Origin of the sequence: uncultured Winogradskyella sp. (assembly GCF_947498005.1) — a bacterium.
Lineage (GTDB): Bacteria > Bacteroidota > Bacteroidia > Flavobacteriales > Flavobacteriaceae > Winogradskyella.
In genome coordinates this window covers 129,913-142,491 of record NZ_CANMIW010000004.1, presented here as the reverse complement: position 1 = coordinate 142,491, position 12,579 = coordinate 129,913, and the positions used below count along the sequence as shown (strand labels likewise).

The 12,579-nt window shown below is 31.0% G+C and carries 15 protein-coding genes; 5 read left to right on the top strand and 10 right to left on the bottom strand.

The genetic code is table 11. The features are described 5' to 3' along the window. Window positions 1-2: 2 nt before the first annotated feature. The 6 genes from Q0891_RS08880 to Q0891_RS08855 all read right to left on the bottom strand — a co-directional run bounded on the left by Q0891_RS08880 (window position 3) and on the right by Q0891_RS08855 (window position 4,425). Window positions 3-1,040, bottom strand: a complete 1,038-nt coding sequence (locus Q0891_RS08880) for a hypothetical protein (protein ID WP_299100845.1) — start codon at window positions 1,038-1,040, stop codon at window positions 3-5. A gap of 435 nt (window positions 1,041-1,475) precedes the next feature. Then, complete coding sequence (locus Q0891_RS08875) at window positions 1,476-2,006, bottom strand: hypothetical protein (RefSeq protein WP_299100843.1); 531 nt, start codon at window positions 2,004-2,006, stop codon at window positions 1,476-1,478. A gap of 20 nt (window positions 2,007-2,026) precedes the next feature. Next, entirely contained in the window at window positions 2,027-2,542 is a 516-nt protein-coding gene (locus tag Q0891_RS08870; RefSeq protein ID WP_299100841.1) for a hypothetical protein, read from the bottom strand. A 22-nt stretch (window positions 2,543-2,564) separates the two neighbouring features. Further along, window positions 2,565-3,440, bottom strand: a complete 876-nt coding sequence (locus tag Q0891_RS08865) for a hypothetical protein (protein WP_299100839.1) — start codon at window positions 3,438-3,440, stop codon at window positions 2,565-2,567. 10 nt (window positions 3,441-3,450) lie between these two features. Next, window positions 3,451-3,879, bottom strand: a complete 429-nt coding sequence (locus Q0891_RS08860) for a hypothetical protein (RefSeq protein ID WP_299100837.1) — start codon at window positions 3,877-3,879, stop codon at window positions 3,451-3,453. Window positions 3,880-3,897: 18 nt separating this feature from the next. After that, window positions 3,898-4,425: a hypothetical protein gene (locus Q0891_RS08855; protein WP_299100835.1), complete on the bottom strand. Its 528-nt coding sequence runs from the start codon at window positions 4,423-4,425 to the stop codon at window positions 3,898-3,900. Between the two features lie 227 nt (window positions 4,426-4,652). Here Q0891_RS08855 and Q0891_RS08850 point away from each other — a divergent pair, with 227 nt between their 5' ends. Both Q0891_RS08850 and Q0891_RS08845 read left to right on the top strand, forming a co-directional pair. Beyond that, the gene (locus tag Q0891_RS08850; RefSeq protein ID WP_299100832.1) at window positions 4,653-6,377 is read left to right on the top strand and encodes a histidine kinase; all 1,725 of its coding nucleotides are present in this window, start codon (window positions 4,653-4,655) and stop codon (window positions 6,375-6,377) included. A 1-nt stretch (window position 6,378) separates the two neighbouring features. Beyond that, window positions 6,379-7,113 carry a LytTR family DNA-binding domain-containing protein gene (locus Q0891_RS08845; protein ID WP_299100830.1) on the top strand — a complete coding sequence of 245 codons (735 nt, stop codon included), beginning with the start codon at window positions 6,379-6,381 and terminating at the stop codon, window positions 7,111-7,113. Here Q0891_RS08845 and Q0891_RS08840 read toward each other — a convergent pair. Together Q0891_RS08840 and nadC are read right to left on the bottom strand one after the other, a co-directional pair. Further along, complete coding sequence (locus Q0891_RS08840; RefSeq protein ID WP_299100827.1) at window positions 7,106-8,086, bottom strand: YihY/virulence factor BrkB family protein; 981 nt, start codon at window positions 8,084-8,086, stop codon at window positions 7,106-7,108. The genes Q0891_RS08845 and Q0891_RS08840 overlap by 8 nt on opposite strands. A gap of 59 nt (window positions 8,087-8,145) precedes the next feature. Continuing rightward, complete coding sequence (nadC, locus tag Q0891_RS08835) at window positions 8,146-9,003, bottom strand: carboxylating nicotinate-nucleotide diphosphorylase (RefSeq protein ID WP_299100824.1); 858 nt, start codon at window positions 9,001-9,003, stop codon at window positions 8,146-8,148. A gap of 90 nt (window positions 9,004-9,093) precedes the next feature. Here nadC and Q0891_RS08830 point away from each other — a divergent pair, with 90 nt between their 5' ends. Further along, on the top strand, window positions 9,094-9,993 hold the full coding sequence (locus Q0891_RS08830) for a hypothetical protein (RefSeq protein WP_299100822.1): 900 nt from the start codon (window positions 9,094-9,096) through the stop codon (window positions 9,991-9,993). Continuing rightward, the gene (gene rlmH / locus Q0891_RS08825) at window positions 9,989-10,456 is read left to right on the top strand and encodes a 23S rRNA (pseudouridine(1915)-N(3))-methyltransferase RlmH (RefSeq protein ID WP_299101213.1); all 468 of its coding nucleotides are present in this window, start codon (window positions 9,989-9,991) and stop codon (window positions 10,454-10,456) included. The genes Q0891_RS08830 and rlmH overlap by 5 nt, the downstream gene beginning before the upstream one ends. Window positions 10,457-10,494: 38 nt before the next feature. Here the strand turns inward: rlmH and raiA are convergent, their stop codons facing one another. Next, the gene (raiA, locus tag Q0891_RS08820; protein WP_299100820.1) at window positions 10,495-10,794 is read right to left on the bottom strand and encodes a ribosome-associated translation inhibitor RaiA; all 300 of its coding nucleotides are present in this window, start codon (window positions 10,792-10,794) and stop codon (window positions 10,495-10,497) included. Window positions 10,795-10,949: 155 nt separating this feature from the next. Next, window positions 10,950-11,879 (bottom strand): DUF4421 family protein, encoded by a 930-nt coding sequence (locus tag Q0891_RS08815; protein WP_299100818.1) that lies wholly within the window; start codon window positions 11,877-11,879, stop codon window positions 10,950-10,952. 126 nt (window positions 11,880-12,005) lie between these two features. Here Q0891_RS08815 and Q0891_RS08810 point away from each other — a divergent pair, with 126 nt between their 5' ends. After that, window positions 12,006-12,578: a non-canonical purine NTP diphosphatase gene (locus tag Q0891_RS08810; protein ID WP_299100817.1), complete on the top strand. Its 573-nt coding sequence runs from the start codon at window positions 12,006-12,008 to the stop codon at window positions 12,576-12,578. The last annotated feature ends 1 nt before the right edge of the window (window position 12,579 follow it).

Genomic DNA, 12,579 nt, shown 5'->3' with positions numbered 1-12,579 from the left:
TATTAATTTGTATTACCTTGTATTGTAACCTCTACATCTGCACCCTCAGCAACTGTATTAGTAATTGCTGTAATAGAAACACGCGGCACACCATTAGTAAACCCAAAATTATTAAAACTATATCCACTGTTATAAATACCCACATCTAATCCATCATTTCCAAAATTAATTCCTGGAGAACCTGATAGTAAATGATAATCATTTGTATAAGCATTAAAACCAGCATCTGATACTGCTAAAAATTGAGGATCTATATCATTTAAGTTAGTATCCACACCTTCAAAGGGTAAATTTACAAAACCACCTTGTGCATTGTAACTAATACAGTTTTCAAACACAAAACCATCATTACCAGAACTAAAGTTAGTTACATCTGCTGTGCCTGTTGCTTTAATTAATATACAATTTTCTACCGTAATATTATTTGGACTAGCTGCAGAATACGTGGTGTTATTTAAACCAGTTGCATTTGAATAATCATTTATGAGAATGACATTATTTTTAAAAGTTATATCATAAAAATCAAATATTATACCAGCTCCTGTGAAGAGGTTATGTGATATTACTGAATTACTCATTCTAATATCACTTGCACTATTAATAACATTCCCTAATAGAAACGAATTATTCATTACTGAGGTGCCAGAAAAATCAACACTATCTAAGTAATTATTTTGAATTTTCATATTTGTAATTATTGCACTATTCTCAGTATACAAATCATCTATCCATAATCCACTAATAAATGAACCGGACCCTGTTTCTGCAATGGTCATTACATCCATTTTAGAAGTATATGAATTTTCACTATGCGAACGACCTACTATGTTTAATAACTTGTTCACGGTAGCATCCTCATAATTTGTTTCAGACTGCTGTATATATATGGTATCTCCAGCTACCGATGTATTAATTGCAGATTGCAAATCTGTAAAATCTGCAGTTGCACCAGCATTATTGTCAACAATCCAAGTGTTTTGTGAATATGTACTCACTGTTACTAGAAATGCACTAATAAAAAGTAAAAAATTTGTTTTCATTTGTTTTTGTTTTTAAGAATTAATTAATAGCTAAATAAAATTTTATTGAAACATGTTTAAAAACTTCAATGACGCAATTAAACACATGCATTCTTGTCTATAAATACAATAGATTATGTATAGACAGATAATTATTGATTATAAAAAAGTGAAATGAACAGAATTAAGGATGTATCGATTTTAAATAAAATAGTGTCTGCAATGAATTAAATCATTAATTCTATATACTATTGAATTTACACATAAAAACTTAGGCGAAACAGTCTAATGAAACAATCGCAAACTTCTTATTTTCAACAGATTAAAGAACTACAATTTCAATAAAAACTGCAAAAATTTACGACAAACTGTAAAAAACCTAGTCAAAAATAACTTAGATCACTGAAATTGAGCATTTTACAATAAAGACATGTACAGAATTAAAATTTTCTAGATTCAAAAATCATAATGATATGGAATATCTGTAAAGCTTCCGTTAGAAATAGAATATGTAGTATTTGTGTCTTCATCAGTAGTTTCATAACTAAATGTCCCTGACATTTTTTCTCCAGAGGCATCCACTGAAGAAATGTATAATGTAGCTGATACTGTTTGATCTGCATCAATAATCGTTGTTCCATTTTCATAGCTATACGTCCCTAAAACAAGATCGGAAGGTGTGTTAAATGATGCTCCTGAAAAAATAGCATCAGGACTATCTACAAATACAACAATACCAATAGATCTACTCACTGAATTATCTGAAACACCATCTGTAGATGCCGCAATACCCAATGCATATAAAACCTCAGAGCCTGCCATTTGGCTCGTTAATACAGCACCTAATGAATTTGGGCCAAATTCCCAAGTTTTTGTTTCTCCATTAATATCTGCCTGTACAGTACCTTCACCAAGCTGACTAATAATTTCGTCTGTATCACAACTTGCCAATGTTATGGCCAGTAAACAAATTAATATTTTTTTCATGAGTTTAATTTTTATAAGATTTATAAATCGAAATAATAATGAATACCAACACCGTACGCAAAACCAGCAAAGCTCCCAATTCCTTTATCAAAAGAACCTCCTACATAGCCTAATTCTACATTAAATGCCAAACCTTCTACAAATTCTGGAATAGTACCTTCAATACCTCCACCAACACCAAATGAAACCGTATTATAGGATTCAGAAACATCTAAAAACTTTACTTTTACACTAAAATAACCTAATTGCCCATAAGCATAAGGTCTATATACCAGCTTATTACCTCCTGATTCAAAATTATAAAGATAACGACCAGAAATAGCTAATGAACTGGTACCAAAACCATAAGCCGCACTTCCAAGAATGACTTGACCAGCATGCGTCTCCGTAAAATTATATTTAGCGCTTAATCCATAAGCCGGAAAAGATGATGCCAAACCAACACCTAGTTTGCCAGGATCAGATATACTTTGTGATTGCATTTCTGAAAATAAAAAGAGACTTAAAATAATTGTAAATACACACTTGTTTTTCATAATGAGAGATTGATTTATTAGTTTATAATTTGAACAATTTTCTAAGCGAGGCAGAATCAGTCTTTTTTACCGACTTATCACTGCTCGTTCTACTAGTATTTTTATTTGTTTTTTTATGAATATTCTTATTTAGGCGATCTTGCTTACTATTAACATTTATCTCCTGCGCCTGTCTATTTGGCTCATTTAATTCTGCTGCAGATGGCATATTCCCTAACGTTCCTCCTCTTTTTTTATCTGCAAGGGCTCTTAACTTCAATACTTCTATATCTAATTCTCCAAAATAAATTTTATCATAGAGTGCGATAGCTTCAGCATAGCGTTCTTGCTCCTCATAAACCCAAGCTAAAAGTTTTAACTCATGTCTTGTAGATTTAAAATTCTCTTTATTTGGGTTTAGTTCTAAACATTTATTAATATCAGCTTCCGTTTCTTTTAAATTTCCTAACTTAAAATGTATTTGAGCTCTCATATAATAAGCGCTAGATGTTGGAGACAAAGCCACCATTTGATCATAGCGTTCTAATTCACTTTCCTTTGCATTTTCTCGTGAAATGAGTTTTTTACTGGTTCTCTGATAATCAATATGCTTATAATAGGCATCGCAGGTGTATATCAATTCAGCTGGCATTGCAAGTAATAATTCTTTTCTAGCCAGTTGCCCTTTTAGATATTTCTGTTGAGGATCAGCTTCAATAATACTCGCATCAATCTGTTCTGCATACGTTGGTAACGTTTCTCTTAAACAGGTTTTAAAGGCATTTTCTGTTAATGGTCTTTTTAGACTTTCTTCTTCTAAACAACTGCACATATCTGCTCTAAATGCACTTTTATAAGATTGTGCATTTAAAGACAAAAGCCCTATCAGTAAAATAAAATGAGTAACTATTTTTTTCATAGGTTTTTATTTAATCTTCGTCTTCTTTTGTGCCTACAAAGTATTCCTTAACAGCAAACATGCAGAATTTTAATGCTTTCTTAGATCGATTTAAATTCAGCGTGGCCTTTGCTTGTTTCATAAATGAAGCATCACTAATGTCATCTACAATATCTGGAACTTCTTGCCACAAACTATCTACATCGCTTTCTGCTCGTTCAATTAATTCATCTTCAATTTCTGCTGGCACTTCAATACCTGCTCTAGTTAAGCTATCATAGACAAAGACTTTGTAATACAGCTCAAAAGAATGATTAACAAATTTATCTACACTTTCTATTTTGGAGTTTCTCTTTGGTGGTTTTAAACGTTTTACTTGAGACCAACCGATAAGTGGAAGCAATATAAACATTGACAATACTATTACTAAATGAGGCTTGTTTGGATTGATTAATTTCATAGTTAGAGATTTTAATTATTAGTCATATTGAATAACACCATTCATGGTTAATACACTCTCATTATCAACATTGATAACCTTTGTATTGGTAAAAACAACTTGCTTATTTACTTTATCTACACTAAAACCAGTACCACAATCCATATTATCCGCAGCGCTTATAGCAGGTGTGGAACACACATAACTCATTTGAACTCCGTTTTTAATAATAGTCATTGAAATTGTTTTCTCTGCTGCTGCTTCATCTTGAGGTGCAAACTCTGCTGCTACAATTATAAAAGCGTTTGAAAAATCTGAAGATTCTAATTCGCCATTTTCAATAGTTGTATTTTCATCTAGAAGCACTACTGAACTCGATGTGCCTGTGGTATCTAAAGCATCAGAATCTATATTACCAACAATTAATGAAGACCCAACAACAGCTGTATCTGCCCCAGATAATTGAATAGTTCCATATACATCAGAATCTGAGTCATCACTACTAGAACAACTTACAATTATTAAAAAAGTTAAAGTGATTTTTAGAGATTGCAGTATTATTTTCATGATTTGCATTTTATGGATTAATAATATTTAAAGGAACAACGATTTATCTTTAATCACCATAGCAAACTTATTATCGTTGACTTTGAATATATTAACGTAGAACTTGTAGTTAGTTTTCAACAATTAATTACTATTTTTAACCTAGCTATTAATTGATTTACCGAATGAAAAAATCCCTGATTATCGTTTTTTTGTTGACTTCACTATGTTGTGTTTCTCAGAATAAAATGATTGACTCTTTAGAAAACATCATTACTAATTACAAAACGCAAGACACTAATTATGTAAATCTTAGAATTAAGTATGTGGCACGAAAGATGTTTTTAACACCTGCTGATACCACATGGACGGCATACAATAACAAAACTCTAGACATATCAAAAAAACTTAATTATCCTAAAGGCATAGGTATATCTTATAATAATTTAGGCATTATCCAACATTACTTATTATCTGATCCATTAAAAGGTTTAGAGTATTATCAACAGGCCTATGAAGTCTTTGAAAAAGAGCCAAAATTTCAAAAATATGTTATTGGTGTTCTCACCAATATTGGTCTTATATATTTAGAACAGCAAGAATACACTAAAGCTTTAAAAAGCTTTAAAACCTTATTGCATAATCCTGAAAACAAGAGTAAATACACTACCGAATTTTATATTGGTAATGTCTATGGTGAACAAAAAAAGTTAGATTCTTCCATTTATTACTACAAAAAGTCATTGGTAGGCGCAGAACAAAACAAGCATTTTATGTTTATGGCAAACATTAAAACCAATTTGGGTTTAATGCAAACAAATGCAGGCTTTTTAGAAGATGGATTATTAAATACACAAGAGAGTTTAGACTTAATTGAATCCAATAATATTGGAGGCCTACGTGTTACGGCTTACACTAATGCTGCCGAAGTTTATTTGCAAAACAACAACATTGAAAAAGCTGAATATTATGCTTCAAACAGTATAAAGTTGAGTGAAAGTTTAAATAGTTTATCCACTAAAAATAGTGCTTTAGCAACTTTAGCCAATGTATATGCTAAAAAAGGCGATTATAAAAACGCACTTACCAATTATAAAGAACATATTGTTTTAAGAGACAGTCTAATAAATGCTGACAGAAAGTTAGAAATTTCTAGAAAGGAAATTCAGTTTGAAGCTGATAAAGACAAAGCTATAGCACAAATTGAAATTGAACGCCAAAAATCTATTAAAAACGCATCTATTCTTGGAGGTACGGGATTGGTTTTAGCCGCAATTATTGGTTTCATTCTATACCGAAGAAAGCAAGATGCCGTTTCTAAATCTAAGGAAGCCGAATTTAACGCTAAGGTTTCTGATACAGAATTGAAAGCGTTGCGCTCTCAAATGAATCCGCATTTTATATTTAATTCTTTAAACTCAATTGGCGACTATATTTTAAAAAATGATACGCAATCTGCAAGCGATTATTTAAGCAAGTTTGCCAAATTAATGCGACTCACTTTAGAGAATTCTGAGAAAAAGGAAATTCTACTGAGTGAAGATATTTCATTACTAAGAACCTACATGGATATTGAGCGTAAACGCTTCAACGATAGCTTTAACTATGTTATAGAAGTAGATGACAACTTAGATGAAGACAATATCCTTGTACCTCCAATGATTTTGCAACCTTTTATAGAAAACAGTATTATCCATGGATTAGCGCAAAAAGAAAATACTGGTGTTTTAACCATTTCGTTTTATGCCGAAAACGACATGCTCGTTTGTAGTGTGGATGATAATGGAATTGGTAGAAAATCCTCTACAGCAAACAAAGCTAATAGTAATAACAAATCTTTAGGAATGGCTATTACGAAAAGTAGAATTGAGATTATTAATAAATTGAAAAACACAAATGGAGATGTAGAAATTATTGATAAGACCGAAGGCACCAGAATAAACGTTTCACTACCTATGCAACTAGCTTATTAATATGATAAAAACCATCATTATAGACGACGAAAAACATTGCTCTGACCGTGTTTTAAATTTAATTGATAGACATCCTAATACCTTTAATGTCTTAAAAGTTATAGATACGGTTGATGAAGCCTTAGAACTCGTTCCGCAACTAGAACCAGATTTAGTGTTTTTAGATATTAAAATTCATGAAAAAACAGGATTTGATTTTCTTCAAGCTATTGACACTAAAAATTTTAAAGTCATATTCACGACTGCTTTTGATAATTTTGCGATAAAAGCCTTTAAGTTCAGCGCTATTGATTATTTATTAAAACCAATTGATGCTGACGATTTTAATGCTTCCGTTTCACGATTAAAAGAAACCATTTCCCAGCAAAGCATGGAGCAGCAACTTCAAAGTTTATTTAAAAACATAAAACCTAACCAAAAAAAGGTAATTACAATTCCGTCATTAACAGGCTTTGAAACTTTAAAAGTTGAAGACATTATTCATTTAGAAGCCGATACTAGTTACACACATATTTTTACCAAGAATGGCAAAACAATGGTTTCTAAGCCTATTAAGTTTTATGAAGATTTACTAGATGATGGATCGTTTTTTAAAGCACACAAATCGCATTTAATAAATATAGACCACGTTAAGCAATATTTTAAAGGCAAACAAAGCTACGTATTGATGTCTAATGATGCGCAAGTGCCAATATCAGTGCGAAGAAAAGAAGAATTCCTTAGACATTTTAACTAATAATTTCCTTGAAATTAATAGGTTTTTTAGCTCTAGGATGTTTTCTTAAAAACTGAAGTGATGCATTTAACTCGTAACCTAATAGCAAAATGTTAGAGTTTAACCACAGATAAAGTAACAAGATTAACAAACCTCCAATTGAGCCATATAGCTCATTATACTGCGAGAAGTTATTAATGTATATCCCAAAAAAATAGGAGGTTAAAATTATTAGTAATGTGGTCAATAGAGCACCAACGGAAAAGAATCTAGATTTTCGGCCTTCTCTTGTTCCAAAATAATATAGTGTTGCTGTTGCTAAATACGTCATGAGTACAAAAAACATATACTTTGCAAAGATGATCCATCCAACACTAGAGTTATCTTCAGACACCATTTCTTTATTAATACTTTCATATAACGGTTCGATCACATATATCTGAAAATACCCAAAAAACGCAACGGTTAACAATACTAAAATCGCTAAGATTAATGCGATACCTAATGCAAAAATATATTGCTTAAATACATTTCTAGTTAATTGTTTATGATACGAATTTTCAAAACCAGAAAAAACAGCATTTACACCATTTGCCATTAATAACATAGATAATAAAAAAACCGAAGACAATAGACCTCCTCCTCCATTTCCACTTATGTTATCAAAAATATTCGAAATGAAAAAATCTGAAGTCTGAGGTGGTAAAAATGAATTTAAAAAATCTAAAAATTCAGCTTGAAATTCTGGAATTGGAATATGCGGAATTAAAATAATTACGAATAATAAAAACGGAAATATTGCTGTAAAAAAACTAAAAGCAATAGCACTAGCTCTTGTGGTTAGTGCACCTTTCACGATTCCCATAACGTAGAGCTCTAGCAAATCATAAATGGATAAACCTTCAAATCCTGGTAATCTAATCTGCTTAAAAAAACGCACAATTATATTTAAAACCGGAATCTTATCTAATTTATCTTCTATGTGTTTAGTCATTATTTAGCTTTTAGCTCTCTTTCATCATCTACTATGACGTTTAATTACAAAGAGCTTTTTTATACCGCTTTTAAGCTTAAATCCTTGTTGTAAACGGAGTGAGTTAATGCACCAGACGAAATATAATCCACACCACATTCGGCATATTTTCTAAGGGTGTTTTCGTTAATTCCACCAGAAGATTCAGTTAAACATTGGTCTCCTATTAATTTTACAGCTTTGCGCGTGTCCTCGTAATTAAAGTTATCAATTAAAATTCTGTAAACGCCACCACAATCTAAAATTTCTTTTATTTCATCAAGGTTTCTTGCTTCTACAATGATTTTTAAATCTCTTTTGGTATCCTTTAAATAATCCTTAGTCAAATTAATGGCTTTAGAAACGCCTCCTGCAAAATCAATGTGATTATCCTTAAGCATAATCATGTCATACAATGCGAATCTATGGTTTTCACCACCACCAATTTTTACAGCCCATTTTTCTAAAGCTCTAATACCTGGTGTTGTTTTACGCGTATCTAAAATTTTGGTTCCTGTACCTTCTAAAATATCAACAAACTCTCTAGTCTTTGTTGCAATAGCACTCATACGTTGCATCGCATTAAGTACTAAACGCTCTGCTTTTAAAATAGATTGTGAAGCACCTTCAACATAAAACACAATATCGCCATGATTAACTCGGCTTCCATCTTCAATTAAGGTTTCCACTGTCATATCAGCATCCACATAAGCAAATACTTGTTTAGCAAATTCTACACCTGCAATTACACCTGTATCTTTTACCAATAATTTTGCTTTTCCTTGCGCTGAAGCTGGTATGCATGCTAATGAACTATGATCACCATCGCCAACATCTTCGCGGATGGCATTAGAGATTATTAATTCTATTTCTTTATCGAATTGTGCTTGTGAAATCATACTAAATACTTATTTGATGTAAAAATAGGAATTGAAAGATGATATTTGAAATATTGTTGTAATTTAGTTTCACTAACATCAATACAATCTATGAATAACCATTTAATTTATATACTATTCATATTTTCAATTTGTAGCTTTTCTCAAGATGACTCTAAACCAATAATATATATTAATGAGGAGTTAGAGCAAATTGATGAAACTACCTATTATCAAAATGTCCTTAAAACTATATATAGAGAGGAAAAGGTTATTCAAGACTCATTAGTTATAAAGAGACTTATTAAAACTTATGATTTCGGTTATTTTAATGAAACCGAACTCCCTCAAATTCAGAACGCTTTAAAAAAATACTTAAACATTAAGCAATTTGACAAAAGTATTATCTTAGTTTTTCAAGATTCAATTTTAGGCTTCTCCCATTATAAAAAATCGCAGTATTTAAAGAAAGAGCATGATGAACTTGATAATTCTTCAGAAAAAAAATATTTAGAAAGAAGAATTGGCTTTGATGAGAGACAGAAAAAATGTGTGAAATTCGCAAAAAAGAATAACGCCATTCCAAAGTACGTTTATTCTAGAAATGTAGATTTCAATCTTGATTTAAAACATCATACCAAAGAAAAAATTCCAGATTTTTTGAAGAACATTTTTTTTAAAAATTTAAAGCAAGGCTTAATTATTTTAAAACCTAATGGTCATTACTTTTATTACACTAGGCTAACGCAAGCAATGGTTAAAAAGATGTTAGAAACGGACTGGGAACCATATATTAAAGAATTTAATGCGGTAAAAAACAATACTGAGAAATATTCACTACAATTTATTGATAAAATGTATATTGATTTGGAAAAAGAGATGAAATCTCAAGCTATGCGAAGAGTCAAGCAAATTCAAAATGAACGAAGAAAAACAAATAGTACTAACCAGAACAGAAGAATATCAGGCAGATTCCCTGTTCCAAATTGTTATGTAGGTGGCACGTATTAAACTCATAGCCATTGGCAAAACGGACAATAAAAATCTTCAAGCATTAATTGCAGATTACACCAAACGACTTGGACATTATATAAAGTTTGATTTTGAAGTTATTCCAGATTTAAAAAAGACTAAAAATTTATCTGAAGCCCAACAGAAGGATAAAGAAGGCGACCTTATTTTAGCTAAAACTCAAAACTCTGATGTTTTAATTTTACTCGATGAAAACGGTAAACAGTTAGATTCTGTTGCATTTTCTAACTACTTGCAAAAACATATGAATTCTGGAATTAAAACCTTAATTTTTGTAATTGGAGGTCCTTATGGATTTTCTGATGCCGTTTATAAAAGAGCTAATGGAAAATTAGGCTTATCTAAAATGACCTTTTCGCATCAAATGGTTAGGCTTTTCTTTATAGAACAATTGTACAGAGGGTTTACAATTCTTAGAAATGAACCATATCATCATCGCTAAAAACCATAAACCCTCTGACAATTAAACATCGGTATTTATTAATGTGTACTAAAAACTTCTTTACGTTTTTTAAGTTGGCGTTCTAAATCTTTAATCGTTTCTGTCATAGCCATTTCGTAATTCTTTTTATTAGATGTTGCAAATATGCGTGGTCCTGGTAAACTTAATTCTATATTACAAATTTTACCAGATTCATTATCCTTTTCATCATGCTTAAAATAAACCTGAGCAGAAATTAAAAACTCAAATTTATGAGCCAATTTTTCTAATTTTTCTGTTGTTAATGCAGAAAGAGTTTCGCTTGTATCTATGTTTACGTATTGAAAATTTACAGTCATAATTTATCTCGTTTTATGTTAATAATTCTTTTGTCTAAGATAAAAATTTAAGGCTATTTTTAGGCTGATAAATATCATAAAAAATCTATAAAATTTATACTTTGCTATCAATTAAACACATAGGAAGTGTATTTACTATAAGACCAAATAAAGTACTAATTGTTTCGGCTTCTAAATCTGTAACCAATGGCCAATTTGGCATTCGTAAGGTTTAGGCGATATCTATTATCATTATCAAAATGTGTAGTATATAATCCATTACTGTAAGTTAAACTCACGTAATATCTGTCAAAATTATAGCCTAAGCCAACCATAAAATCAAGCTTAAAAAGCATAGGGTGTTTTGGTGTATAGCTACCTTCTTGATCTGTGATTTTTTTATACATTAATCCCATTCCTGGCATAAAATTAACCGTCGCAGTTATATTTTCTGGTAATTTAAAATACGAAATAAAACCAGCCAAAATACCAGCAGTAACTCCTTGATAGCGCTTAATATCTGCCTCTTCATTAAAATAAATATTTGTTGTCTCTGTTAAAATACTAGAATTAGACGAGAAATAATCAAAGCCTGTAAAGAGACCAACGCCACCTGTGATAAATATTTTTTCGTGTCTTTTTTCGGCTAAACCAGCTTTTAAAAGTGCATAAGAAAACTCAATATCATCAAAGGTGTACAAATAATTAACACCAAAACTCACTGAGCGCAAATCATCTCTAAAGACGGAAGGCTCATCGAAATTATTCTTTGCCGTAAAGCCTTTATAGGTTTGAATATATAAGTTTGTGTAGTGTCTGTTCTTTAAAATAGTGACACCTTGCAAATCGAACTTTTTTGTTTCCTCTTTATTCGCATTTTTTATATTAAAAGCGATATCAATGATTATTTTTCTATTTGCTACACCAATACCTAAACCATGTCTATTGTTCGGTACAAATCTAGCTTTATAGTCGTCATTTTGAATACTAAATTTATTGGCTTTAAAATTGGTAAATAAACGTAATGAATAATTATCTAAGTCTCTGTCTACAAGTAAAGAATCAATATCTTCAATATCTTGCGCGTTTACAAATAGGCAATTCAAACAAAGACTAAAAAGGAGAAGACATTTTAAATGATAAGGCTTTTCAATTATTATTTGATTTGACACAAAAAAAGTAATTAGATTCATATTTTTACAATAGCTAAAATACATTAATAAAAAGACTCTATGCAACTCGTTTTCGCCACAAATAATTTAAATAAACTAAAAGAAGTACAAGCTATTGTACCACCTCACATTAAACTTTTGAGTTTAAAAGATATTGCATGTAACGAAGATATTCCTGAAACACAATCTACTATAATGGGTAATGCCATTCAAAAAGCAGAATATCTAAAAACGCATTACGGTTATGATTGTTTTGCGGATGACACTGGCTTAGAAGTACATGCACTAAATGGCGAACCTGGTGTATACTCAGCGCGCTATGCTGGTTCACAACGTAATGCAGAAGACAATACCAATAAATTACTTGCGGAACTTCAGCCCAAATCTAACCGAAGTGCTCAATTTAAAACCGTTATTGCATTACATATTAATGGAAAACTACACACGTTTACAGGCATCTGCAAAGGAGAAATAACGACCGAAAAACATGGCGAAGGTGGATTTGGTTATGATCCTGTGTTTAAAGCTGAAGGTTATGATAAAACATTTGCCGAAATCTCATTAACTGAAAAAAATAAAATTGGTCATCGCGGAAAAGCCGTTGCTCAATTAGTTGAATTCTTAAGTCTATAAG

Bases quoted from the DNA above. Each gene is read 5' to 3' on its own strand.
- Q0891_RS08880 (WP_299100845.1), bottom strand. From the start codon at position 1,040: ATGAAAACAAATTTTTTACTTTTTATTAGTGCATTTCTAGTAACAGTG.
- Q0891_RS08875 (WP_299100843.1), bottom strand. From the start codon at position 2,006: ATGAAAAAAATATTAATTTGTTTACTGGCCATAACATTGGCAAGTTGT.
- Q0891_RS08870 (WP_299100841.1), bottom strand. From the start codon at position 2,542: ATGAAAAACAAGTGTGTATTTACAATTATTTTAAGTCTCTTTTTATTT.
- Q0891_RS08865 (WP_299100839.1), bottom strand. From the start codon at position 3,440: ATGAAAAAAATAGTTACTCATTTTATTTTACTGATAGGGCTTTTGTCT.
- Q0891_RS08860 (WP_299100837.1), bottom strand. From the start codon at position 3,879: ATGAAATTAATCAATCCAAACAAGCCTCATTTAGTAATAGTATTGTCA.
- Q0891_RS08855 (WP_299100835.1), bottom strand. From the start codon at position 4,425: ATGAAAATAATACTGCAATCTCTAAAAATCACTTTAACTTTTTTAATA.
- Q0891_RS08850 (WP_299100832.1), top strand. From the start codon at position 4,653: ATGATTGACTCTTTAGAAAACATCATTACTAATTACAAAACGCAAGAC.
- Q0891_RS08845 (WP_299100830.1), top strand. From the start codon at position 6,379: ATGATAAAAACCATCATTATAGACGACGAAAAACATTGCTCTGACCGT.
- Q0891_RS08840 (WP_299100827.1), bottom strand. From the start codon at position 8,086: ATGACTAAACACATAGAAGATAAATTAGATAAGATTCCGGTTTTAAAT.
- nadC (WP_299100824.1), bottom strand. From the start codon at position 9,003: ATGATTTCACAAGCACAATTCGATAAAGAAATAGAATTAATAATCTCT.
- Q0891_RS08830 (WP_299100822.1), top strand. From the start codon at position 9,094: ATGAATAACCATTTAATTTATATACTATTCATATTTTCAATTTGTAGC.
- raiA (WP_299100820.1), bottom strand. From the start codon at position 10,794: ATGACTGTAAATTTTCAATACGTAAACATAGATACAAGCGAAACTCTT.
- Q0891_RS08810 (WP_299100817.1), top strand. From the start codon at position 12,006: ATGCAACTCGTTTTCGCCACAAATAATTTAAATAAACTAAAAGAAGTA.